At 66.4% G+C, this 22974-nt stretch carries 22 protein-coding genes; 3 read left to right on the forward strand and 19 right to left on the reverse strand.

Translation table 11 applies throughout. The features are described from left to right. Positions 1-14: 14 nt before the first annotated feature. Positions 15-2207 (reverse strand): hypothetical protein, encoded by a 2193-nt coding sequence (locus tag J7024_RS18725; protein WP_175751679.1) that lies wholly within the window; start codon positions 2205-2207, stop codon positions 15-17. A gap of 103 nt (positions 2208-2310) precedes the next feature. Continuing rightward, entirely contained in the window at positions 2311-2514 is a 204-nt protein-coding gene (locus J7024_RS18730; protein ID WP_175770149.1) for a hypothetical protein, read from the reverse strand. A 186-nt stretch (positions 2515-2700) separates the two neighbouring features. On the opposite strand from J7024_RS18730, the gene J7024_RS18735 reads away from it, so the two are divergent. Genes J7024_RS18735 through J7024_RS18745 form a run of 3 tightly spaced genes read left to right on the forward strand, consistent with a single transcriptional unit; the run spans position 2701 to position 5808 of the window. Then, positions 2701-3765 carry an acyltransferase family protein gene (locus J7024_RS18735; protein WP_124826374.1) on the forward strand — a complete coding sequence of 355 codons (1065 nt, stop codon included), beginning with the start codon at positions 2701-2703 and terminating at the stop codon, positions 3763-3765. A 35-nt stretch (positions 3766-3800) separates the two neighbouring features. Continuing rightward, positions 3801-4847: a GDP-mannose 4,6-dehydratase gene (gene gmd / locus J7024_RS18740; protein WP_124826375.1), complete on the forward strand. Its 1047-nt coding sequence runs from the start codon at positions 3801-3803 to the stop codon at positions 4845-4847. After that, on the forward strand, positions 4834-5808 hold the full coding sequence (locus J7024_RS18745) for an NAD-dependent epimerase/dehydratase family protein (RefSeq protein ID WP_175760204.1): 975 nt from the start codon (positions 4834-4836) through the stop codon (positions 5806-5808). The genes gmd and J7024_RS18745 overlap by 14 nt, the downstream gene beginning before the upstream one ends. Before the next feature lie 93 nt (positions 5809-5901). Here the strand turns inward: J7024_RS18745 and J7024_RS18750 are convergent, their stop codons facing one another. The 17 genes from J7024_RS18750 to J7024_RS18830 form a co-directional block, all read right to left on the reverse strand. Then, a complete protein-coding gene (locus J7024_RS18750) occupies positions 5902-7095 on the reverse strand; it encodes an O-succinylhomoserine sulfhydrylase (protein WP_124826377.1) in 1194 nt (397 codons plus the stop codon). 257 nt (positions 7096-7352) lie between these two features. Continuing rightward, the gene (gene purF, locus J7024_RS18755; RefSeq protein ID WP_124826378.1) at positions 7353-8885 is read right to left on the reverse strand and encodes an amidophosphoribosyltransferase; all 1533 of its coding nucleotides are present in this window, start codon (positions 8883-8885) and stop codon (positions 7353-7355) included. Positions 8886-8936: 51 nt separating this feature from the next. Beyond that, entirely contained in the window at positions 8937-9431 is a 495-nt protein-coding gene (locus J7024_RS18760; protein WP_124826379.1) for a CvpA family protein, read from the reverse strand. A 6-nt stretch (positions 9432-9437) separates the two neighbouring features. Next, positions 9438-10286 carry an SPOR domain-containing protein gene (locus J7024_RS18765; protein ID WP_124826380.1) on the reverse strand — a complete coding sequence of 283 codons (849 nt, stop codon included), beginning with the start codon at positions 10284-10286 and terminating at the stop codon, positions 9438-9440. A 29-nt stretch (positions 10287-10315) separates the two neighbouring features. Then, positions 10316-11626 carry a bifunctional tetrahydrofolate synthase/dihydrofolate synthase gene (folC, locus tag J7024_RS18770; protein WP_124826381.1) on the reverse strand — a complete coding sequence of 437 codons (1311 nt, stop codon included), beginning with the start codon at positions 11624-11626 and terminating at the stop codon, positions 10316-10318. Between the two features lie 100 nt (positions 11627-11726). Further along, positions 11727-12599, reverse strand: a complete 873-nt coding sequence (gene accD / locus J7024_RS18775) for an acetyl-CoA carboxylase, carboxyltransferase subunit beta (protein ID WP_009691548.1) — start codon at positions 12597-12599, stop codon at positions 11727-11729. A 64-nt stretch (positions 12600-12663) separates the two neighbouring features. After that, positions 12664-13482 (reverse strand): tryptophan synthase subunit alpha, encoded by an 819-nt coding sequence (trpA, locus tag J7024_RS18780; RefSeq protein WP_124826382.1) that lies wholly within the window; start codon positions 13480-13482, stop codon positions 12664-12666. A gap of 41 nt (positions 13483-13523) precedes the next feature. Beyond that, positions 13524-14375 carry a DNA-methyltransferase gene (locus J7024_RS18785; RefSeq protein WP_124826383.1) on the reverse strand — a complete coding sequence of 284 codons (852 nt, stop codon included), beginning with the start codon at positions 14373-14375 and terminating at the stop codon, positions 13524-13526. Between the two features lie 9 nt (positions 14376-14384). Then, positions 14385-15578: a tryptophan synthase subunit beta gene (gene trpB / locus J7024_RS18790; RefSeq protein ID WP_124826384.1), complete on the reverse strand. Its 1194-nt coding sequence runs from the start codon at positions 15576-15578 to the stop codon at positions 14385-14387. Between the two features lie 54 nt (positions 15579-15632). Beyond that, entirely contained in the window at positions 15633-16334 is a 702-nt protein-coding gene (locus J7024_RS18795; protein WP_124826385.1) for a phosphoribosylanthranilate isomerase, read from the reverse strand. After that, complete coding sequence (gene truA, locus J7024_RS18800) at positions 16331-17143, reverse strand: tRNA pseudouridine(38-40) synthase TruA (protein ID WP_175751658.1); 813 nt, start codon at positions 17141-17143, stop codon at positions 16331-16333. The genes J7024_RS18795 and truA overlap by 4 nt, the downstream gene beginning before the upstream one ends. Further along, positions 17143-19149: a FimV/HubP family polar landmark protein gene (locus tag J7024_RS18805; RefSeq protein ID WP_175770147.1), complete on the reverse strand. Its 2007-nt coding sequence runs from the start codon at positions 19147-19149 to the stop codon at positions 17143-17145. The genes truA and J7024_RS18805 overlap by 1 nt, the downstream gene beginning before the upstream one ends. Before the next feature lie 388 nt (positions 19150-19537). Then, positions 19538-20659 carry an aspartate-semialdehyde dehydrogenase gene (asd, locus tag J7024_RS18810; protein WP_124826388.1) on the reverse strand — a complete coding sequence of 374 codons (1122 nt, stop codon included), beginning with the start codon at positions 20657-20659 and terminating at the stop codon, positions 19538-19540. Between the two features lie 82 nt (positions 20660-20741). Beyond that, positions 20742-20861 (reverse strand): hypothetical protein, encoded by a 120-nt coding sequence (locus J7024_RS18815; RefSeq protein WP_006756675.1) that lies wholly within the window; start codon positions 20859-20861, stop codon positions 20742-20744. 106 nt (positions 20862-20967) lie between these two features. Beyond that, positions 20968-22035: a 3-isopropylmalate dehydrogenase gene (gene leuB / locus J7024_RS18820; RefSeq protein ID WP_124826389.1), complete on the reverse strand. Its 1068-nt coding sequence runs from the start codon at positions 22033-22035 to the stop codon at positions 20968-20970. A gap of 76 nt (positions 22036-22111) precedes the next feature. Beyond that, entirely contained in the window at positions 22112-22762 is a 651-nt protein-coding gene (gene leuD, locus J7024_RS18825; protein ID WP_124826390.1) for a 3-isopropylmalate dehydratase small subunit, read from the reverse strand. A gap of 65 nt (positions 22763-22827) precedes the next feature. Next, positions 22828-22974, reverse strand: coding sequence for an entericidin A/B family lipoprotein (locus J7024_RS18830; RefSeq protein WP_124826391.1), 147 nt, complete (start codon positions 22972-22974; stop codon positions 22828-22830).

Raw genomic sequence — 22974 nt, forward strand, 5'->3', positions numbered from 1 at the left:
AGCCCATGGGCCCGTTACGGTTTCCAGCGGTACATGAGCACCTTGCCGCGTGCGTCTTCCTCGACGAACACCAGGTATTCGCCGTTCTCGCGCCGGAACGCGCTGATGCCGAACGGCACGTCGACCCAGCCCGACGCCTTGCCGACCTCCGCGCCCGGACTCATCACGCCGGCTTCCTTGCCGGTTTCCTTGTCGTACACGTGGATCTTGCCGACCGGCTCCACCGTGAAGATGTAGCGGCCCTCGACCGTGATCCCAATCAGGTCGAGGATCGGCTTCGCATCGAGCTGCCACGGCAGCGCGACCGTGTAGCGCACGACCGGCGAGCCGGTCGACCACTTGTCGTAGCGCACCAGCACGCGGCCGACTTCCTTGTTGATGCCTGGTTGCGGCGGCGCATCGGCCGTATAGCCCGTCACGTACAGCGTGTCCGTCTGCGGCTCGTAGATCGCACGGCGCAGTTGCGTGAACGGCTGCGGCATCGGATAGGTCGTGACCTTGTCGTACGCGTAGATCGGGTTGCCGGCCTTGTCGACGCCGCCGTAGCGGAAGCGGTGGATGCCGCGTACGTCGCTCGTGCGCCAGATGTCGCCCTTCGTGTCGACCCACCAGCCCCAGCCGCCGGCCTTCGCCTTGCCGGTCGTGTTGAGCTCGAACTCGTCCGCGTCGATGCGGCCGTTGCCGTTCGCGTCGCGCCAGATCCAGTCGCCGCCCGGCGGCTTGTTCGGCACCTTGTCGACCGGACGCGCGCGGCCCGCGATCAGGCCCGACGGAATCGCGACCTCGCCGTCGCGCTTCGCGTCGAAGCGGTAGATCTTCAGGTGATCGGCATACATGTCGGTCAGGTACAGGAACGTGCGGCCGTCGACGCGCCGCGCGAACGGCATGCCGGGATACTGATCCGTGTGGAACACGGGATCGTCCGGATACTTGAAGCGGTTCGACAGGAAGCCGGCGTATTTCCAGTCCTGGCCGGGCGGCTTCGACAGGTCGAGCTCGAAGCGCTTGTTGCCCGTATACACGCTGTTCGGCCGCGCGGGGTCGAGCCACGCGCCATCGACGAACAGCAAGCCCTGCACCTGCCAGCGCAGCTTGCCGTCCGGCGTATAGCTTTCGAGCACCGCGCCGAGCCCCGCGCCGATCGTGTCGTGGTGCGGGCCGATCCCGTTCATCGACACATAGATGTTGCCCTCGCGATCGACGCCCACGCCCGTCAGCCCGTTGAAGCGCTGCGGCCCGGGGCGACCCGGGACCGGACCCGAGAAGATGCCGCCGCGCTCGCCGAGCGTGCCGGACGCCGCGTAGCCCTTGCCGCCTTTCGAGAAAATCAGGATTTGCTGGCGCGGGCCGTTGTCCGCGACCAGCACGCGCCCTTTCGCATCGACCGCCACGTCCACTGCGTCGGTGCCGTCGGGCAGCGCGGGCGCGTCGTCGAGCTTGCGGCCGTCGGCGCGCACGTGCACGAGGTGCGCAGGCCCGCTGACCGTATCGGTCAAAAGCCACAGCGTGCCGTCGCCCGCGAGCGCGATGCGGCCCGGCTCGTGTGCGCTCCAGGTGGCCTTCTTCTGCATCGTGTCGGCGTCGTACACGTCGACCGCGTCATGTGACGGATTCGTCGCGAACAGCGTCTTGTCGTCCGCCGCTAGGCCGCCCACTTCCGCTTTCAACCCGCCCACTTCCGATCGGGCCGGCGCCGGCACCTCGTTGACCATCATGAAGCTCGCGGCCATTCGCGCGCGGCCGGCATCGGCGCGCCCGCCGGGCGCGACCTGCGGCGCGGCGCGAAACGGCGCCGGCTGCTTCATGTCGCCGAGCGTGCGCCGCGAGATGCCGAACCACTGCTTGCCCTTATCCGGCCAGATACCCGGCGACTGCAGATGGCCGCGCTCGTTGCCGACGCCGATCGCGACATACGCGTACTTGCCGTTTACCGCGATCGCACTGCCGCCGAGGTTGCCCCAGCCATGCGTGCCACCGGCGAAGCCGAGCATCTTCCCGTCCTGGTAGACGCTCGCCTCGGCGCCGCTCTCGTCCCACGGCGCATTCGTATACACCTTGCCGTCGGGCGTCACCGCGATCGCACGGATGTCGATCTGCGTCCAGCTGCCGTCGCCATAGCCGAACGTGTTGCCGATCCACGAGGTCGTCGCGGGCAACACCGTTTCGGCCGATGCGGCGCTCCACGTGAGCGCCGCGCACACCGTCATGCCAACCAGAATCAGACGTCGCAATGCGCTCTCCAGACTTGATGCGGAAACGACCGGCGCCGCGGCGTGCCGCATGCCCGGATGACCTGTCGCGAAATGGGTTTCAAACGTCGCGATGCAGGTTACAAGCAAAAATAATCACAAGAAATTTGGAAATATTTTTGGATGTTTCTGCCTGAAATATCGATCTGGAACAAAATTTAAAATGACCGGCGATGCGGAAATAACGACCACCTTTCACGCACCAATCCGTAGAAAATGCCGCTCCGGCACGCCCCACATGGCGCCCAGCCGGAAAACCTTTCATGTAGCGATTGAAACCGCCGTCATTCGCACGTTTTCAGCCGGATAAATGACATGCGTTTTTTTGCCGATTTCTTTTCCCTAGAATCGATTTCGGCTCAATATTTCATTTAAAAGGCATGCATTACGTTCACGCATCGAATGCGCGGCGCGCCACGGCTTCGGCCGCGCGTCGCGAAGGAGCGGCGCGATGACGGGCAGCGCGCAAACCGCCGGCCTCGCCCCGCCGCAACACGGCCGCATCGTGCAGCTCGACGGACTGCGCGCGATCGCCGTTGGCGCCGTGTTCCTGCAGCACGCGCTGAGGGCGCCGCTGTGGATGGGCGTCGACCTGTTCTTCGTGCTGAGCGGCCTGCTGATCACCGGCATCCTGCTTGATCGCAAGGCGCGCGGACAGTCGTACTTCAGCCACTTCTACGCGCGCCGCGTGCGCCGGATCCTGCCGCCGTACGCGCTGCTGCTCGTCGTGTCGACGCTGCTGTTCGGGGCGAGCTGGCTGCCGCACTGGCCATGGTTCGCGTTCTTCTCGACCAATATCGGGCTGTCGCTCGGCAGCATCGGCCATGACAGCCTGAACGTGCTGTGGTCGCTCGCCGTCGAGGAGCAGTTCTACATCTTCTGGCCGTTCGTCGTGCTGTGGTGTTCGGAGCGCGCGCTGCTGTGGATCGCCGCCGCGCTGATCGTCGCGGCGCCCGTGCTGCGCGCGATCGCGACGCCGTGGTTCGATTCGTTCTGGCCGATCTACTACCTGACGCCGTTCCGGATGGATCTGCTCGCCGCCGGCGCGCTGCTCGCGATCGTGCTGCGCCGCGACCGCCGCGCGCTGGAGCCGTTCTACCCGCTTGCGATCGTCGGCGCACTCGTGTCGCTCGCGATCCTCGCGTGGCTGCACCTGTCGTTCCCGCGGTTCCGCGCGGCGAACACGCCGGTGTCGAACGCCGCGCTCTACAGCATCTCGCTGCTGCTGTGCACGTCGATCGTCGTGATCGCGCTGCGCGGACGCGGCCTCGTGCAACGCGTGCTGACGAACCCGCTGCTCGTCTACGTCGGCACCGTCAGCTACACCGTGTACCTGATTCACCTGAGCGTGCTGTACGCACTGTGGCCGCTGCACCTGAACCGCTTCGTGACGGCCGCGCTCGCGCTCGCGATCACGCTCGTGTACGCCACGCTGAGCTGGTACGGCTTCGAGCGGCGCCTCACGCGCGGCCCCGCACGCCGCACGTTGCCGGCCGCCGCCAGCACGACCGCCTGATTTTCTCAATTCAACGCTTCGACCAGGACATTGCCATGAGCCAAACTCGCAAGAAGGCCATCATCACGGGGATCACCGGTCAGGACGGCGCCTACCTGACCAGGCTGCTGCTCGACAAGGGCTACGAGGTCACAGGCACCTATCGCCGCACCAGCTCGGTAAACTTCTGGCGCATCGCCGAACTCGGCGTCGACACGCATCCGAACCTGACGCTCGTCGAGCACGACCTGACGGATGCGGGCTCCAGCCTGCGGCTGCTCGAACGCACGCAGCCCGACGAGCTGTACAACCTGGCCGCGCAGAGTTTCGTCGGCGTATCGTTCGACCAGCCGGCGACGACCGCCGAAGTGACGGGCATCGGCCCGCTCAACCTGCTCGAGGCGATCCGCGTGGTAAGCCCGAAGACGCGCTTCTACCAGGCATCGACGTCCGAGATGTTCGGCATGGTGCAGTCGATCCCGCAAACGGAAGCGACCGCGTTCTACCCGCGCAGCCCGTACGGCGTCGCGAAGCTGTACGCGCACTGGATGACCGTGAACTACCGCGAGTCGTACGGCCTGTTCGGCTGCAGCGGCATCCTGTTCAATCACGAATCGCCGCTGCGCGGCCGCGAGTTCGTCACGCGCAAGATCACCGACACCGTCGCAAAGATCAAGCTCGGCAAGGCGGCCAGACTCGAACTCGGCAACCTCGATGCCAAACGCGACTGGGGTTTCGCGCTCGAATATGTCGAAGGGATGTGGCGGATGCTGCAGGTCGACGAGCCCGACACCTACGTCCTCGCGACCAACCGCACGGAGACCGTGCGCGACTTCGTGCGGATGGCGTTCGCGGCCGCCGGCTATCAGATCGAATGGACCGGCAAGGGCGAGCAGGAACGCGGCCTCGACGCGTCGAACGGCAACGTGCTCGTCGAAGTGAACCCGAAGTTCTACCGCCCCGCCGAAGTCGACCTGCTGATCGGCTGCGCGGACAAGGCCAGATCCAGGCTCGGCTGGGCGCCCGAGACGACGCTCGAGCAGCTTTGCCAGATGATGGTGGAAGCGGACCTGACGCGAAATCGCCGCCATGACACGTACTGACGCGGGATGCCCGCCGCGCCGTGCGTTCGTCACGGGCCTGACGGGCTTCACCGGCCGCTACATGGCGCAGCGCCTCGAAGCGGCCGGCTACGACGTGTGGGGCACCGTGACGCCCGGTGCGACGCGGCCCGACGACCCGGCATTCGCGAACTGCACCCTGCTGCAGGCCGATCTGCTCGATGCGAACGCAATGCGTGCGGCGGCGGCCGATGCGCGCCCCGATGCGGTCGTGCATCTCGCCGCACGTGCGCACGTCGCGCGGGACGAGCCGTCGCAGACCTACGCGGTCAACATCGCCGGCACGCGCAACCTGCTGGCCGCGCTCGCGGGCCTCGACCGCCGCCCGTCGGCCGTGCTGCTCGCCAGCAGCGCGAACGTCTACGGCAATTCGACGGCCGGCGTGCTCGACGAGGGCGTCGCGCCGGCGCCCGCGAACGACTACGCGGTCAGCAAGCTCGCGATGGAATACGCAGCGAAGCTGTGGGCCGACCGGTTGCCGATCGTGATCGCGCGTCCGTTCAACTACACCGGCGTCGGCCAGGACGACGCATATCTGCTGCCGAAGCTCGTGTCGCACTATGCGTGCAACGCGCCGCGCATCTCGCTCGGCAATCTCGACGTGAGCCGCGATTTCTCCGACGTGCGCGACGTGACGGCCGCGTATCTGAAGCTGCTCGAAGCGGCGCCGGCCGGCGAGACGTTCAACGTCTGCTCGGAGCGCGCGTATTCGCTGAAAGAAGTGCTGGCGATGCTGTCGCGCATCGCCGGTTACGCGATCGACGTGACGATCGATCCGCGTTTCGTGCGGCATAACGAAGTAAAGCGCCTGAGCGGGTCGCGTGACAAGCTGCGGCGCGCGGTGGGCGAATTGTCCGCGACGCCGCTCGACGAAACGCTGCGCTGGATGGTGAACGCGATGCGCGACGCGCCACAGCCCGGGCAGGCCGCGCACGCAGGCTGAATCCGGCAACGCGCACGTCGCCAGTCAAAGCGAAACGGGCCGCTCAGTCTGAGCGGCCCGTCTTTCATGCAGCCGTGAAACCGGCCGCTACGCTCAGCCTTCGAGACCGCGCGCGAGATCGTTGCGCAGGTCGCCGGCGTTCTCCAGGCCGACTGCGAGGCGGATCAACCCTTCGCTGATGCCGGCGGCCGCACGCGCTTCCGGCGTGATGCGCGCATGCGTCGTCGTGGCCGGATGCGTGATCGTCGTGCGCGTGTCGCCGAGGTTGCCGGTGATCGAGATCAGCTTCGTGCTGTCGATCACGCGCCATGCGTTCGCGCGCTGCTGCTCCGGCGTGTCGCCCTTCAGCTCGAACGACACAATCGCGCCGCCCGCCTTCTGCTGGCGCTTCGCGAGCTCGTGCTGCGGGTGCGATGCGAGCCCCGGATAGAACACGCGTGCGACGGCCGGATGCGAATCGAGCCAGCGCGCGATTTCCAGCGCATTCGCCGACTGCTTCTCGACGCGCAGCGACAGCGTCTCCATCCCCTTCAGCAGCACCCACGCGTTGAACGCCGACAGCGTCGGGCCCGCGCTGCGCACGAACGGGAACACCTTGCCCATGATGAATTCCTTCGAACCCACCAGCGCGCCGCCGAGCACGCGGCCCTGCCCGTCGAGGAACTTGGTCGCCGAGTGCATCACGACGTCCGCGCCGAGTTTCAGCGGCTGCTGCAGCACCGGGCTGCAGAAACAGTTGTCGACGACGAACAGCGCGTTCGCGGCCTTCGCGATCTTGCCGATCGCCTCGATGTCCGCGAGCTCCGTCAGCGGATTCGACGGCGTTTCGAGGAAGAACATCTTCGTTTCCGGCCGCACGGCTTCCTGCCATGCGTTCAGGTCGGTCGGGTCGACGAAGGTCGTCGTGATCCCGAACTTGCTGAAGATCTGCGAGAACATCCCGAGCGTCGAGCCGAACAGGCTGCGCGAGCTGACGAGGTGATCGCCCGCCTGCAGGGCGGACATCACGACCGACATGATCGCGGCCATGCCTGACGCCGTCGCGATGCAGGCTTCGCCGCCTTCGAGCGCGGCGAGACGATCCTGGAACATGGTGACCGTCGGGTTCGTGAAGCGCGAATAGGTGAAATAGTCTTCCGAATTCGCGAAGCGCTCGGCTGCCTCGGCCGCGCTTGCAAAGCAGAAGCTCGACGTGAGGAACAGCGCTTCCGAATGCTCGTTGAAGTCGCTGCTACGCAGCGTGCCCGCGCGCACGGCGAGCGTGTCGAAATTGAGGGAGTCGTCCATGTTCCGTTTTCCGTATTCGAAGGTCGCGCCGAAGATCATGCATGACGCGCGAACCCAGCCAAAAACCAGGCCAAAACAAAAAGCCCGCTATGCGTCGGCATCAGCGGGCTTCGGTGCGGTACGACAGCGATCGACTCGGGCCGGCTGCCGCCGGCCTTCGCTTTAGCTGTTTTGGGAAGTCGCCCCGCGTCCGCAAGCTGAATCAAATCGACGCAAGGCCACATCCTATCACGCTTCATTCGAAGCGCGCGCCGGCATCACTCGACCGACAGCTGCAGGTTCATCTGCGACACCGCGGTGTCGCTGGCCGCGTCGCGGTCGGCCTGCGACGCCGGTGCGAGGCGTGCGCGCTCGATCGCATCGAGGTACTCGGGCGTCACCGCACCGGTGATGTAGTTGCCGTCGAAGCACGACGCCTCGAAGTGCTCGAGCTTCGGGTTGATGTCGCGCACCGCGCGGCGCAGGTCGTCGACGTCCTGATAGATCAGGTGGTCGGCGCCGATGATCTTCGCGACTTCTTCGTCGGTGCGACCGTGTGCGACCAGCTCGCCGCGCGTCGGCATGTCGATGCCGTACACGTTCGGGAACTTCACGGGCGGCGCCGCCGACGCGAAGATCACCGACTTCGCGCCCGCATCGCGCGCCATTTGCACGATCTCGTGCGAGGTCGTGCCGCGCACGATCGAATCGTCGACGATCAGCACGTGCTTGTCCTTGAACTCGATGCTCATCGCATTGAGCTTCTGGCGCACCGACTTCTTGCGCACGGCCTGGCCCGGCATGATGAAGGTCCGGCCGACGTAGCGGTTCTTGAAGAAGCCTTCGCGATACTCGACACCGAGCTTCGCGGCGACCTGCATTGCGGCCGGACGCGACGAATCGGGAATCGGCATCACGACGTCGATCGGCACGTTCGGCAGCTCGCGCTTGATCTTCTCGGCGAGGTAGTCGCCCATGCGCAGGCGCACGTTGTAGACCGGCACGCCGTCGAGGCACGAATCCGGACGGGCGAGATACACGTATTCGAACATGCACGGATTAAGCGTCGGCTGCTCCGCGCACTGCTGGCTGTGGAAGTTGCCGGCCTTGTCGATGAAGATCGCTTCGCCCGGCTGCACGTCGCGCACGAATTCGAAGCCGATGCCTTCGACCGCCACCGACTCCGACGCGACCATCCATTCGGTGCCGTGTTCGGTTTCGAGCTTGCCGAGGCAGAGCGGGCGAATGCCGAACGGATCGCGGAACGCGAGCAGACCGTAGCCGGCGATCAGCGACACGATCGCATACGAACCCTGCAGGCGGCGATGCACGCCCGCGACGGCCTTGAACACCGCGGCCGGATCGAGTTCGAGGCCGGTCGTCGACAGTTGCAGCTCGTGTGCGAACACGTTGAGCAGCACTTCGCTGTCGGAATTGGTGTTGATGTGCCGGCGATCGATCCGGAACATCTCGTCCTTCAGCTGTTCCCAGTTCGTCAGATTGCCGTTGTGCGCGAGGATGATCCCGAACGGCGCGTTCACGTAGAACGGCTGCGCCTCGGCTTCGCTCGACGCCGAGCCGGCCGTCGGGTAGCGGACCTGGCCGATGCCGAAGGTGCCGGGCAGGCTGCGCATGTTGCGCGTGCGGAACACGTCGCGCACCATCCCGTTCGCCTTGTACATGTGGAAATTGCTGCCATCCGCCGTCGCGATGCCTGCTGCGTCCTGACCGCGATGCTGCAAAAGCAGCAGGCTGTCATAGATCAGCTGATTGACGGGGGATTGGGAAATAACACCTACGATGCCGCACATGGCATGTCCTTCAAGATGACAAAATCGGTTCCGTCCTGCCCGGCCGCGTCGTCACACGCGTACGTACTGGGCCATGCCGTCGGGCAGGAGCTGCTTCAGCTCGTGCACGCCCTGTTCGGCGATAGGACGCAATAGCGCATTGCGCCAGAAATCCTGTTTGGGCAAGTCGGTCAGCCCGGCCGCCGCGACCAGCAGCACGACCAGCACGCAGCCGCGGATGAGCCCGAACATCATGCCCAGCGAGCGGTCGACACCGCCGAGGCCCGTCGCCTGCGCGATGCGCGACAACAGCGCGTTCGCGACCCCTGCGACGAACACCACGCCGATCACGATCAGCGCGAACGAGATCACCCACTGCGTCAGCGCGCCGCCCGGCCAGTTCGCCGGAATATACGGTACGACGAGTCCGACGTAGCGGCCCGCGATCACGATCGCCGCGATCCAGCCGATCAGCCCGAAAATTTCGGAGACGAAGCCGCGCCACGCGCCACGCAGCGCAGACAACGCGATCACCGCCAATACAGCGTAGTCGAAAGCCGTCAGCATCGCACGTTACTGCGTCAGTCCGGCTTCGCGCACCTTCGCGATCGCGGCGGATGCCGCCGCACGATCCGCGAACGGGCCGGCACGCAGCAGTGTAGCCGTGCTGCCGTCAGCCTGCTTGCGATGCTCGACATATGCGGGTACACCCGCCGATTTCAACTTGGCCGCCCACGAGCGGGCCGTTGCGTCATCCTTGAACGACCCGAGCTGCACCGCGAAGCGTGCGCCGGCCGGCGACGCCGGCGAAGATGCGTCGCCGTTGTCGGGCGCGGCATCGGTGTCGGTGTTCGCGACGGCCGCGGGCGCCGGCTTCGGCGCGACCGGTTTCGCCGCGGGGGCGGCCGGCTTCGCGGCAGGCTTCGGCGGCGTCACGCTTGCCGTGGTGGCCGTCGACGCGTCGGGCTTCGCAGCCGGCTTGGCCGTATCCTGCGCGGCAGGCGCGGGAGCGGCCGCCACGGCGGCAACGTCGGATGCCGGCGGTTCGTCGTGCGCGACACCCGCCTGCACGTCGGACGCATCGTCATCGCCCGCTGCGACCGCCTGATGCGCGGGCCGGTTCGGGATATCGATCGCGATATCGTCCGTCACCGGCTTCGGGTGCGAATCGAGCACCATCGGCAGCACGATCACGGCTGCGACGACGAGCGCGATCGCGCCGACGAGGCGACGGCGTGCGCGTTGCTTTTCAGGAAGGGTCGGATCGAGGAGCAGAGCATCCGACTCCGGACGCTCCGTACGGCGCGTGCGTCGCTCGACGCGTTCAGTGCGCTCCGTGCGCACGTTCCGGGAGGCCCCGGTACGACCGCCGCGCCGGGTGGGCGCGTCGTCGTCTTTCTTGCCGAACGAGAAAATTCCCATGAATGGCTGAGTCCGAAACTGCCCGTCAGTCAGTGTTGCTGCGATTTCCGGTAGGCCATCACACCTGCCACCGTATGGAAACTGCCGAAAACCACGATTCTATCATTCTCGGATGCTCTTTTTAGTGCATCGCGAAACGCTTCGGCGGGCGATGCGAAACGCGTGACGCTCGAATCAGCCCCCTCTTCCACGCCGGCCTTGCGCAGCGCGGCTTCGAGCTGCTCCGCACTCGCCGCGCGCGGCAGCGGCAAGTCGGTCACGCACCAGTGGTCGATCTCGCCCTTCAGGTGGCGCAGCACGCCATCGATGTCCTTGTCGTGCATCGCGCCGAACACCGCGTACGTGTACGGGAAGAAGCCCATGTTGCCGAGGTTCTGCTCGAGCACGGCCGCCGCATGCGGATTGTGTGCGACGTCCAGCACGATCGCCGGCTTGCCGGGCAGCACCTGGAAGCGCCCCGGCAGCTCGACGTTCGCGAGCCCGAGCCGGATGTCCTGCGCGGACACCGGTAGCACCGGGCGCAGCGCCTCGAGCGCGGCCAGCGCGGCCGACGCATTGATCAGCTGGTTCGCACCGCGCAGCGCCGGATACGCAAGCGCCGGATAGCGCTTGTCGCGGCCGAGGTAGCTCCACTGCTGACGTTCCGCACCCGGCTGCGCCTCGTAGCGGAAGTCGCGTCCGACCAGCCACAGGTCGGCGCCGATCGCGTCGGCATGATCGACCAGCGTCTGCGGCACCGCGGGATCGCCACAGATCGCCGGCTTGCCCGAACGGAAGATCCCCGCCTTCTCGAACGCGATCTTCTCGCGCGTGTCGCCGAGGTATTCGGTGTGATCGATATCGATGCTCGTGACGATCGCGCAATCGGTGTCGATGATGTTGACCGCATCGAGCCGGCCGCCGAGGCCGACTTCGAGGATCACCGCATCGAGGCCGCGCGACGCGAACAGATGCAGGATCGCGAGCGTCGTGAATTCGAAGTACGTGAGCGACACCGGCTCCGGCAACGACGTGCGTGCGGCTTCGACGGCTTCGAAGTGCGGCAGCAGTTCGGCGTCGCTGACCTGCTGCCCGTTCACGCGTGCACGCTCACCGAATTCGAGCAGGTGCGGCGACGTGTGACAGCCGACCTTGTATCCCGCGTGAACGAGGATCGCCTCGAGGAACGCGCAGGTCGAGCCTTTGCCGTTCGTGCCGCCGACCGTGATCACGGGGCACGCGAATTCGAGCTGCAGCGCCGCCTTGACCTGCCCGATGCGGGTCAGGCCCATGTCGATGCCGACCGGGTGCGCGCGTTCGAGATGCGAAAGCCACGCGTCGAGAGTGGGAAAAGTGCTCATCGGATCAAATCTGAATCAGTACCGCCACTACGCCAAAAAACGAAACGCGCCGCCCGGCGGTTCAGCCGGGCGACGCGCGCAGTTCACAACGCCGCGCCAATCAGGCCAGCGCGTCGGCCGGCTGTCGCTGCAGCAGCGCGAGCAGCTGCGCGATCTCGTCGCGCATCTTGCGGCGGTCGACGATCATGTCGATCGCGCCCGTCTTCAGCAGGAATTCCGCACGCTGGAAGCCTTCCGGCAGCTTCTCGCGCACCGTCTGCTCGATCACGCGCGGGCCGGCAAAGCCGATCAGCGCCTTCGGCTCGGCGATCACGACGTCGCCGAGGAACGCGAAGCTCGCCGACACGCCGCCCATCGTCGGGTCGGTCAGCACCGAGATGAACGGCAGCTTGGCTTCGGCCAGCTTGGTCAGCATCGCGGTGGTCTTGGCCATCTGCATCAGCGACAGCAGGCTTTCCTGCATCCGCGCACCGCCCGATGCCGTGAAGCAGATGAACGGCACGTGTTGTTCCAGTGCGTTCTGCGCGCCGCGCGCGAAGCGTTCGCCGACGACCGAGCCCATCGAGCCGCCCATGAACGAGAACTCGAAGCAGGCCGCGACGACGGGCAGCGTGTGGATCGCGCCGCCCATCACGACCATCGCGTCGGTCTCGCCCGTCTCGTCCATCGCTTCCTTCAGACGATCGGGGTACTTGCGGCTGTCCTTGAACTTCAACGAGTCGACCGGAACGATTTCCTGGCCGATTTCATAGCGGCCTTCCGGATCGAGCAGCCCGTCGAGGCGTTCGCGTGCGCCGATGCGCATGTGGTGATCGCACTTCGGGCATACGTGCAGGTTCGCATCCACGTCGTTGCGGTACAGCACGGCCTCGCAGGACGGGCATTTGACCCACAGACCTTCCGGAATGCCCTTGCGGCTTTTCGGGTCGGTCTGCTTGATCTTCGGCGGCAACAGTTTGTCGAGCCAGCTCATCGTATGGTTTCCTGTTCCGTGGCGGGGCGGGCCAAACGGCCCGCTCCCGCTTCCTGTGTTGTGTTTATCGCGCCGTCTTGCCGGCGCCGTCCAACGCGGCACGCAGCTCGGCGATGAACGTCTTCAGCTCGGCGGCAGCGCCCTCCGGTGCGGCGCTCTCGAGCAGTTGCACCAGACGGCTGCCGATCACGACGGCGTCCGACACTTCGGCCACCGCGCGCGCCGTTTCGGCGTCGCGAATGCCGAAGCCGACGCCCACCGGAACCGGCACGCGCGACTTGATGGCCGGGATTTTACCCGCAATGCTCGAAACATCCAGATTTCCGGCGCCGGTCACGCCCTTGAGCGACACGTAATACACGTAGCCGCTCGCGATCTTGCCCACGTCGGCGATGCGTTCGTCGGTCGACGTCGGCGCGAGCAGGAAGATCGGATCGATCTGCGCGGCGCGCATTTTCTCGGCGAACACGCCCGCTTCTTCCGGCGGATAGTCGACGACCAGCACGCCGTCGACGCCCGCCGCCTGTGCTTCGGCGGCGAACGCATCGACACCCATCCGTTCGATCGGGTTCGCATAACCCATCAGCACGACGGGGGTTTTCGGGTCGGTCTCGCGAAAGCGCTTCACGTCGGCGAGCACGCTCTTCAGCGTGACGCCGCGCGCGAGCGCGCGTTCCGACGAGCGCTGGATCACCGGGCCGTCGGCCATCGGGTCCGAGAACGGCACGCCGAGCTCGATCACGTCGGCGCCGCCTTCGGCGAGCGCATGCATGAATTCGACGGTCTTCGCGGGATCGGGGTCGCCGGCCGTGATGAACGGGATCAGGCCCTTACGGCCTTGTTCGGCGAGCGTGGCAAAGGTCTGCTGGATACGGGAGGACATGGCAATTTTCCTTGATGCGATCGGCACTGCGGCGGCGCGACTCACGCGCACGCCCGCGCGGCGAGCGCACTCACGCGCTCGTGCGCGATCGCGCAATAACTTTCGTTGATCTCGTAGCCGACGAAGTCGCGCCCCTGCCGTGCGCAGGCCACCGCGGTCGTGCCGCTGCCCATGAACGGATCGAGCACGCGGCCGCCCGGCGGGCAGCTTGCGAGCACCATCCGCTCAATGATTTCCAGCGGTTTCTGGGTCGGATGATCGACGCGCTCCGCGTGCTGCCGATGCAGGCGCGAGACCGACCAGACGTCCTTCGGGTTGTAGCCCATCTCCAGCCACTTGCTGCCTTCGAACAGCTTGCGCGAGCGGGCCTTCTTCGTGTCGGCGTCGTACGGGATGCGAACCGGATCGAGATCGAAGTAATACGCCCTGGAAACCGCGAAAAAGCCGATGTTGTCGTGCACCGACGTGAAACGGCGCGTCGTGCCGCCCATGCTCGGCACGCGCCGGTCCCAGATGATCTCGTTGATCATCGTGAGCTTCGTCTTCAGGAAGCTGAAGATTTCCGGCGCGTACTGCCACGTGCAGAAGATGTACATCGACCCGCTTGGCTTGAGCTTCGGGATCGCGAGCTCGAGCCACTCGCGCGTCCACGCGAGGAAATCGTCGCCCGAACGCTTGTCCGAGTCGTTGCCGTAGTCCTTGCCGAGCCCGTACGGCGGATCGGCGACGATCAGGTCGATCGACGCATCCGGCAGGCGCGCGGCTTCGGTCATGAAATCGCGGTTATGCAGTTCGATCCCGGACGGCAGCGCGCGCGGCACGGCGACGACGGGCTGCCCCGCCTCCGCTTCGCTCGCGGCGCCGCCGCCCGGCTGTTCGATCAGGTCACGCATCGGCGGCGGTCAGAGCGCGATGCCCGATCGCTCGGCGACCGTGTGCATGTCCTTGTCGCCACGGCCCGACAGGTTGACGAGCAGGATCTTGTCCTTCGGCAACGTCGGGGCGAGCTTCACGCCATACGCGATCGCGTGGCTCGACTCGAGCGCGGGAATGATCCCCTCGATCCGGCAGCAGTCGTGGAACGCCTTCAACGCTTCGTCGTCGGTGATCGGCACGTACTGCGCGCGGCCGCTGTCCTTCAGCCAGGCGTGCTCGGGGCCGACGCCCGGATAGTCGAGGCCCGCCGACACCGAATGCGTCTCGATGATCTGGCCGTTGTCGTCCTGCAGCAGGTACGTCCGGTTGCCGTGCAGCACGCCGGGGCTGCCGGCGATCAGCGATGCCGCGTGACGGCCCGTGTCGAGGCCGTCGCCGGCCGCTTCGACGCCGATCAGCTGCACGGATTTGTCATCGATGTACGGATAGAAGATGCCCATCGCGTTCGAACCGCCGCCGACGCAAGCGATCACCGCATCCGGCTGGCGGCCGGCGAGTTCCGGCATCTGCACCTTGCACTCGTCGCCGATCACGCGCTGGAAGTCGCGCACCATCGCCGGGTACGGGTGCGGGCCCGCGACCGTGCCGATGATGTAGAACGTACTTTCGATGTTCGTGACCCAATCGCGCATCGCTTCGTTCAGCGCATCCTTCAGCGTGCGCGAACCCGATTCGACCGGCACGACGGTAGCGCCAAGCAGCTTCATCCGGTACACGTTCGCGGCCTGGCGGCGCACGTCCTCGGCACCCATGTAGACGATGCACTCCATCCCGAAGCGCGCGCAGATCGTTGCCGTCGCGACGCCGTGCTGGCCGGCGCCCGTCTCGGCGATCACGCGCTTCTTGCCCATGCGCTTCGCGAGCAGCGCCTGGCCGATCACGTTGTTGATCTTGTGCGCGCCGGTGTGGTTCAGGTCCTCGCGCTTCAGGTAGATCTGCGCGCCGCCGAGCATCTCGCTCCAGCGCTGCGCGTGATAGATCGGCGACGGACGGCCGACGAAATATTTCAGTTCGCGCTCGTATTCGGCGACGAATTCGGGGTCGTTCCGGAATTTCTCATATGCGGCGCGCAGTTCGTCCAGCGCGTGAATGAGCGTTTCGGCGACGAACACGCCGCCATACGGGCCGAAGTGGCCGCGATCATCAGGAAGGTTGTACATGGTGTCACTCTCGATCGGTCGGCACGCCCGGCTTTTGGGGCCGCACCGCTTGCATCACCCGGCGTCCGCTTCGCGCACCGCGCGTACGAACGCCGCCATTCGGGCGTGATCCTTCACGCCCTTCGCGCCCTCCACTTCGATGCCACTCGAGACATCGACAGCAAACGGACGCAACTGGCGAATCGCATCACCGACGTTTTGCGCGTTCAAGCCACCACTCAAAACGGCCCGATGCGCGAGCTCTGCGGGAATAAGAGACCAATCGAAGACCTTGCCGCTACCGCCGTAGTCCGGCACAAGAGTGTCGAACAGGAGGCCGCGCGCTTTCGAATAATGAAGATCCGATTCTACCAAATCGGCCGGCTGCGTCGAGGGGCCGACGCGCACGGCGCGCAACCACGGCAGCCGGGCCGCGAGGCCGAGCGCGTCGCACTGCCCCGGCGTCTCGTCGCCGTGGAATTGCAGCACCGTCAGCGGCACGTCGCGCACGACGGCTTCGATCTCGGCTTCGGTTGCGTTCACGAACAGGCCGACCACCGATACGAACGGCGGCGCCAGGCTTGCGAGCTCGGCCGCCTGCGCGATCGATACCGCGCGCGGGCTCTTCGGGTAGAACACAAGTCCGATCGCGTCGGCACCGAGCGCGGCTGCGTGCAGCACGTCATCGGGGCGCGTCAGCCCGCACAGCTTGATGCGCGTGCGCGGCGCGAGGCCGGCCGCGGCGGAAATCGAAGAAGACACGGCGTGCTCCGTCATGATTGTGGGTCCAGATCGGCCCAGACGCTGCTCCACGGCACGCTGCCGAGCTGCGCGGGCGGGACGGCGAATTCCGCCGGGTAGCCGACGTGAGCGAGATACAGCCCGTCGGCCATGAACGTGGGCGCGGCGAGCGCGCGGTCGCGCCCTGCCAGCACGTCGGCGACCCAGTCCGCCGGATAGCGGCCGCGGCCGACCGCGACGAGGCAGCCCATCAGGTTGCGCACCATGTGATGCAGGAACGCGTTCGCGCGGAAGCGGAAATGGATGAAGTGGCCCGCGCGCCGCACGTCGATCTGGTACAGGTGTTTGACCGGCGTCTTCGACTGGCATTCCGACGACCGGAACGACGAGAAGTCGTGCTCGCCGATCAGGTGTGCCGCGGCGATGCGCATCGCGTCGTCGTCGAGCGGCGTGTGGATCCAGCCCGCGCGGCCGGCCAGCATCGGCGAGCGCACGGGCTGCACGTACAGCGCGTAGTAATAGGTGCGCTCGAACGCCGAGAAACGCGCGTGGAACGTGTCCGGCATCGCCTTCGCCCACTGCACGGAAACGGTCGGCGGCAGGAACGCGTTGGTGCCGCGCACCCACGAGAATTCCGCGCGATCGAGTTCAGTGTCGAAGTGCACGACCTGCCCGAGCCCGTGCACGCCGGTGTCGGTCCGTCCAGCGACCGTCGTATGCAGCGGCACGCACGCGAACTCGCCGAGCGCATGTTCGAGCGCGTCCTGCACGGTCTTGCCGTGCGGCTGCGCCTGCCAGCCGCAGAACGCGGCGCCGTCGTATTGGATCCCCAGCGCGATCCGCATCACGCCTGGTCCGCCAGCTTCGCGAGCAGCGCGCGCGCATCGTCGCGCGTCGCGGCATCGTTCGCGGCAATCACTTCCTGGAGCAGCGTGCGCGCGCCGGACAGGTCCCCGAGCTCGACGTACTCCGACGCAAGGTCAAGCTTGTTGCGCGCGATGCGCACGAGCTCGTCCGGCGTCAGCGCGGGCAATACGGCGCCCGGCGTGGACGGCAGGTCGAGATCGAAATCGAGCTTCAATGCGCCGAACTGCGCACCGCCGAGCGGCGGCAGCGACGACGTGGACGAGCTGCCCACACGGGTGGCAGGCAATGCCGCATCCGGATCCCAATCGAAGTCGTCGTCCTGATCGCGCGCGCGTTCCGGGGACGGATCGTTCGCGCCAACTGGCGGTTGCGGCGCGAATTGACCGTTAGTTGCGATTTGATCGCTTGCCGTCTGTCCTTCCCGCGTGGCCGGCGCATCCGCAATACGCGGCGGCAGCGGCATGTCGAGACTGTTGAGCGCGGCGATCGCATTCTGCATCAGCGCAGCGTGCTGCGCGTCGTTTGCGGGACGTGCGGCGGACGGATCGGCCGGCGCATCCGCGACCGCTTCCGCATCGGGTTTCACGTCGTGCGAAACCGGCGCCGTATCGCTCTCGGGCGCGGTGTGCGCGGTCGTCGCTTCCGCTCGATCATCAAGAGGCTTCGCCACGTCCGGCTGCGGCGACACATCGGCATCGCGTGCATCGAATGCCTCGGCGGCTACCGCGTCCGCCGCGACGAGACTTGCGTCGGTCGCTGCGTCGCGGGCAAGCGGTGTTTCGGGCAGTGCCGGCGGCAGCGGCTCGACGGACGGCGACGCGCCGGCATCGGCAGTCGGTGCATCGCCGGATCCAGTCGCGATCGCGTTTGCAAGCCGGATTTTCCGGCGCCGGCGCCACGCGAACCCGGCTGCGAGAACGACCACACCCGTGCCGGCCACCGCAGCCGGACGCCAGTCCATCTGTACGCCATTGCTCGCAGGCGGTGCGCTTGTTACAGGCACGGCCGGTTGCACCGGCGCCGATGCCGGTTGCGCGGCACTGGTGGCCACGCCGGACGCCACTTCACTCGCCGGCGCTGCAGCGGCCGGCGCACCGGCATCGTTCGCGGCCGGGCGCGGCGCAGCAGGCGCAGGTGCCGTGCCGTTCGTTGCAGCCGGCTTGCCGATCCCGTGTTTCTGCAGCTCCATCAGCACACGATTCTTCAGCGCGAGCAGTTGCTGTAGGCTCGATGGCCGCGGCTGCGATGCGGCCGCGGCGGGTGCCGCACCGGCCGGTTCATGCATGCCTTCGATCGGAGCACCCCGTGCAGGCTGGGCAGCCGCCTCGCTCGCCGACGACGGTGCAGACTGGATCGTACCGCTCCAGACGTGCGGCCCGCTTGCACCGGCGACAGGTGCCGTCGGCTGCTCGGTTTCGACCGTCGACGCGCCATGTGCGGCGGAAGCACCGACCAAAGCGGATGCACCGGCTGGCGCTGCTGCGCTCGCACCGCTCACCGGTGCAGCATGCACGACCGATGCGCTCGGCGCGGCTTGCACGGCCGAACCCGGATGCGGCGCGGCTGCGGAGCCCCCCGCCCCGGCGACTGCGGCGGAGGCTGCCGTTGCCGCGGACGCACCGGCCGGCACGAGTGCCGCGCCCGTCGCGTCGAGCGCGGGCACCGTCAGCGTCGCGCCCGCTTTCAGGCGGCTCGCGTCATGCTTCATGAACGCCTGCGGATTCGCGTCGAACAGCGCGCGGCCGGCACGTGCGAGCACGACCGGATCGTGCGACTGCGTGGCCGCTTTCGCGATGTCGTTCAACGACTGGCCGGGCTGGACCGTCACGGTGAGCAGCGCGGCGCCGCCGGCGCCGGACGCCGGCAGTTCGCCGGTGCCGGCCGCCCAGGCCGACGCGGCCGCACCGAGCGCCAGGATCGCCAGCGCGCCACGCACGGCGCGCGACAGACGAGACTGACGCGGAAACAAGGAAATTCGGGACATCGTAGGCTCAATCGCCGCGCGCGGGCGCGGCTCGGATTCGCGTTTGGAAGCGTCAACAAAGTCGCCGCAGAAATGCAAAAGCGTCGCGCAGAACGCGACGCTTTCGGCGATTCTGCGCGTCGTAACCGCGTAGTTTACTTCACACGATCGGGTTCGGGCCGAATTCGTCGCCGGCGGGCGCGGCCGGCCGTGGCCGTGCATCGTTGCAATGACGTCCACGCCGGGCCGCCGGCGCATGAATCGCGTGCAGCGGTTTTATCGAGAACAGGGGTATCGATCGATACCGACCCTGCACACGCGGGCGACCAACGAAAAACGCCTGCCGCCCCGCAAAGGGCAGGCAGGCGTATCGCTTCGCGCGCCGATGGCGCGCGGCGCGGCCCGATACTTACTTGTCGAGCAGGATGCGCAGCATGCGGCGCAGCGGCTCGGCCGCACCCCACAGCAGCTGGTCGCCGACCGTGAATGCAGACAGGTATTCGCCGCCCATCGCGAGCTTGCGCAGACGGCCGACCGGCACCGTCAGCGTGCCGGTGATCTTGGCAGGCGACAGATCCCGCATCGACGCTTCACGCTCGTTCGGCACGACCTTCACCCAATCGTTCGCCGACGCGAGGATGCCGTTGACCTCGTCGAGCGGCACGTCCTTCTTCAGCTTGATCGTCAGCGCCTGCGAGTGGCAGCGCATCGCGCCGATCCGCACGCACAGGCCGTCGACGGGGATCGAACCCGGTTCGCCCATCGCGGGCTTGCCGAGGATCTTGTTGGTTTCCGCGCCGCCCTTCCATTCTTCCTTCGACATCCCGTTGCCGAGATCCTTGTCGATCCACGGAATCAGCGAGCCGGCGAGCGGCACGCCGAAGTGGCTCGTCGGCATCGCGTCGCTGTTCATCGTCGCGAGCACGCGGCGGTCGATGTCGAGGATCGCGGAAGCCGGATCAGCGAGTTGTTCCTGCACCGCGCCGTGCAGCGCGCCCATCTGCGACAGCAGTTCGCGCATGTTCTGCGCGCCCGCGCCCGATGCGGCCTGATACGTCATCGCCGTCATCCAGTCGACGAGGTTCTCGCGGAACAGGCCGCCAAGCGCCATCAGCATCAGGCTGACCGTGCAGTTGCCGCCGACGAAGTTCTTCGTGCCCTTGACGAGCGCGTCCTTGATCACGTCGAGGTTGACCGGATCGAGAATGATGACCGCGTCATCCTTCATCCGCAGCGACGATGCCGCGTCGATCCAGTAGCCGTTCCAGCCGGCCGCACGCAACTTCGGGAACACTTCGTTGGTGTAGTCGCCGCCCTGGCACGTGATGATCACGTCGCACTTCTTCAGTTCGTCGACGTTGGTCGCATCCTTGAGCGTAGTCTCGTTTTTCGCGAACGACGGCGCCTTGCCGCCCGTGTTGCTGGTGCTGAAAAACACCGGTTCGATCAGGTCGAAATCGCCCTCTTCCTGCATGCGCTGCATCAGCACGCTGCCGACCATGCCGCGCCAACCTACGAGACCTACGTTCATGACTAACCCTTTGAATGGAGCTTCCCCGCCATTTCCGTCCCCGGCGTGACCGCGCGGGGAAACAGGCGGGCACGACGGACGATCAGCGTTTAATGATCGTTTTCGTGGTAATGGTTTTCGTGATGACGATGGCGCGCGCACCCGCACGGGCAGTGTTGCCGTGGAGTTTCAGGACCGGGGAGATCAGGGAAATCAGCGCCATCGTTCGAGTCTACACAAAGCCGGTTGCCCGCACAACGGTCAACCGCGCGCGAACCGGCCGATTTTCCGGCCCGTTCGCGCCCTTTCTACATTAACTGCCGTACGCGTTACAGCGCGGCGACCACGGCGTCGCCCATCGCCGCCGTGCCGACCCGCTGGCAGCCCGGCGTCGCGATGTCGCCCGTGCGATAGCCTTGCTCGAGCACCGTTTTCACTGCGCGCTCGATGCGATCGGCCTGCTCCGCGCGATTCAGCGAGTAGCGCAGCAGCATCGCAGCCGACAGGATCGTCGCGAGCGGGTTCGCGATGCCCTTGCCCGCGATGTCCGGCGCCGAACCGTGCGACGGCTCGTACAGGCCCTTGTTGTTCTTGTCGAGCGACGCCGACGGCAGCATGCCGATCGAACCCGTCAGCATCGACGCTTCATCCGACAGGATGTCGCCGAACATGTTGCCGGTCACGATCACGTCGAACTGCTTCGGCGCCTTCGCGAGCTGCATCGCTGCGTTGTCGACGTACATGTGCGACAGCTCGACGTCCGCGTATTCCTTCGACACGTCGATCATGATGTCGCGCCAGAATTGCGACGTCTCCAGCACGTTCGACTTGTCGACCGACAACAGCTTCTTCGCGCGCTTTTGCGCGGCCTGGAACGCGACGTGCGCGATGCGGCGCACTTCCGGTTCCGAGTAGCGCATCGTATCGAAGCCTTCGCGCTCGCCCGCGAACGGGCCATCCGGCGCCGCGCGCACGCCGCGCGGCTGGCCGAAGTAGATGTCGCCGTTCAATTCGCGCACGATCAGGATGTCGAGGCCCGCGACGAGCTCCGGCTTCAGCGGCGACGCATCGACGAGCTGCGAATAGCAGATCGCCGGGCGGAAGTTCGCGAACAGCTCGAGGTGCTTGCGCAGCCCGAGGATCGCCTGCTCGGGGCGCAGCGCGCGCTCGAGCGAGTCGTACTTCCAGTCGCCGACCGCGCCGAATAGGATCGCGTCAGCTTCCTTTGCGAGCTTCAGCGTCGCGTCGGGCAGCGGATGACCGCTCGCCTCGTAGCCCGCGCCGCCGACCGGCGCCTGCTCGAGCTCGAATTTTTCGTCGAGTGCATTCAGCACCTTGACCGCTTCGTTGACGATTTCCGGACCGATGCCGTCGCCGGGCAGCACTGCAATCTTCATGCGTTATTCCTGACTGGGTAGGTGATGGTGGCAGGTCGGCGAGCGCGGTTCATGCGCGCCCGCCCGAAAGGCAATCTCAGCCGACCAGCTTGTTGTTGAGCCACGGCTGCTTTGCGAGCCGCTCCGCTTCGAACTGACGAATCTTGTCGGCGTGACGCAGCGTCAGGCCGATGTCGTCGAAGCCGTTCAACAGGCAGTACTTGCGGAACGCGGTGATGTCGAACGGATACTCGCGGCCGTCGCCCGTGCGCACGACTTGTGCGTCGAGATCGATCGTCAGCTGATAACCGGTGAACGCGTACGTGTCGTTGAACAGGTGATCGACCTGCTGCTCGGTCAGCACGATCGGCAGCAGCCCGTTCTTGTAGCAGTTGTTGAAGAAGATGTCCGCGAAGCTCGGCGCGATGATCGCGCGGAAGCCGTACTGTTGCAGCGCCCACGGTGCGTGCTCGCGCGAGCTGCCGCAGCCGAAGTTCTTGCGTGCGAGCAGCACCGATGCGCCCTGGTAGCGCGGCTGGTTCAGCACGAAGTCCGGGTTCAGCGGGCGCTTCGAGTTGTCCTGGCCCGGCTCGCCGTGGTCGAGATAACGCCATTCGTCGAACGCGTTCGGACCGAAGCCCGTGCGCTTGATCGACTTCAGGAACTGCTTCGGGATGATCGCGTCGGTGTCGACGTTCTCGCGATCGAGCGGCGCCACGACGCCGGTATGCACATTGAATTTTTCCATGATCCGTCTATCCGGTTGAAGGGCCGGCAATCAGCCGGCGCACATCGACAAATTCTCGGCGGGCATCAGTCCGCGGCGCGCTGGAGCGCGTTGCCGGCCGCATTGACGTCCTCGCCGAAGCCTCGGACGGTATTGCAGCCGGCCAGACCGAAGCCCAGCCCCGCGAGCGCCAGCGCGGCAACTAGCCGCGCGATGACCTTCGATGCCGTCAC

The organism is Burkholderia sp. WTPI3, from assembly GCF_021483755.1.
In the GTDB taxonomy this organism is placed as follows: domain Bacteria; phylum Pseudomonadota; class Gammaproteobacteria; order Burkholderiales; family Burkholderiaceae; genus Burkholderia.

What these genes read in the sequence shown, in the direction of transcription:
- trpA (WP_124826382.1), bottom strand. Translation starts at nt 13,482, where the DNA reads ATGTCCTCCCGTATCCAGCAGACCTTTGCCACGCTCGCCGAACAAGGC.
- J7024_RS18760 (WP_124826379.1), bottom strand. Translation starts at nt 9,431, where the DNA reads ATGCTGACGGCTTTCGACTACGCTGTATTGGCGGTGATCGCGTTGTCT.
- J7024_RS18735 (WP_124826374.1), top strand. Translation starts at nt 2,701, where the DNA reads ATGACGGGCAGCGCGCAAACCGCCGGCCTCGCCCCGCCGCAACACGGC.
- trpB (WP_124826384.1), bottom strand. Translation starts at nt 15,578, where the DNA reads ATGTACAACCTTCCTGATGATCGCGGCCACTTCGGCCCGTATGGCGGC.
- asd (WP_124826388.1), bottom strand. Translation starts at nt 20,659, where the DNA reads ATGAACGTAGGTCTCGTAGGTTGGCGCGGCATGGTCGGCAGCGTGCTG.
- J7024_RS18745 (WP_175760204.1), top strand. Translation starts at nt 4,834, where the DNA reads ATGACACGTACTGACGCGGGATGCCCGCCGCGCCGTGCGTTCGTCACG.
- J7024_RS18725 (WP_175751679.1), bottom strand. Translation starts at nt 2,207, where the DNA reads ATGACGGTGTGCGCGGCGCTCACGTGGAGCGCCGCATCGGCCGAAACG.
- leuD (WP_124826390.1), bottom strand. Translation starts at nt 22,762, where the DNA reads ATGGAAAAATTCAATGTGCATACCGGCGTCGTGGCGCCGCTCGATCGC.
- J7024_RS18795 (WP_124826385.1), bottom strand. Translation starts at nt 16,334, where the DNA reads ATGACGGAGCACGCCGTGTCTTCTTCGATTTCCGCCGCGGCCGGCCTC.
- purF (WP_124826378.1), bottom strand. Translation starts at nt 8,885, where the DNA reads ATGTGCGGCATCGTAGGTGTTATTTCCCAATCCCCCGTCAATCAGCTG.
- truA (WP_175751658.1), bottom strand. Translation starts at nt 17,143, where the DNA reads ATGCGGATCGCGCTGGGGATCCAATACGACGGCGCCGCGTTCTGCGGC.
- J7024_RS18805 (WP_175770147.1), bottom strand. Translation starts at nt 19,149, where the DNA reads ATGTCCCGAATTTCCTTGTTTCCGCGTCAGTCTCGTCTGTCGCGCGCC.
- folC (WP_124826381.1), bottom strand. Translation starts at nt 11,626, where the DNA reads ATGAGCACTTTTCCCACTCTCGACGCGTGGCTTTCGCATCTCGAACGC.
- J7024_RS18765 (WP_124826380.1), bottom strand. Translation starts at nt 10,286, where the DNA reads ATGGGAATTTTCTCGTTCGGCAAGAAAGACGACGACGCGCCCACCCGG.
- J7024_RS18815 (WP_006756675.1), bottom strand. Translation starts at nt 20,861, where the DNA reads ATGGCGCTGATTTCCCTGATCTCCCCGGTCCTGAAACTCCACGGCAAC.
- leuB (WP_124826389.1), bottom strand. Translation starts at nt 22,035, where the DNA reads ATGAAGATTGCAGTGCTGCCCGGCGACGGCATCGGTCCGGAAATCGTC.
- gmd (WP_124826375.1), top strand. Translation starts at nt 3,801, where the DNA reads ATGAGCCAAACTCGCAAGAAGGCCATCATCACGGGGATCACCGGTCAG.
- J7024_RS18730 (WP_175770149.1), bottom strand. Translation starts at nt 2,514, where the DNA reads ATGAAAGGTTTTCCGGCTGGGCGCCATGTGGGGCGTGCCGGAGCGGCA.
- J7024_RS18785 (WP_124826383.1), bottom strand. Translation starts at nt 14,375, where the DNA reads ATGCGTGACCTGATCGAACAGCCGGGCGGCGGCGCCGCGAGCGAAGCG.
- J7024_RS18750 (WP_124826377.1), bottom strand. Translation starts at nt 7,095, where the DNA reads ATGGACGACTCCCTCAATTTCGACACGCTCGCCGTGCGCGCGGGCACG.
- accD (WP_009691548.1), bottom strand. Translation starts at nt 12,599, where the DNA reads ATGAGCTGGCTCGACAAACTGTTGCCGCCGAAGATCAAGCAGACCGAC.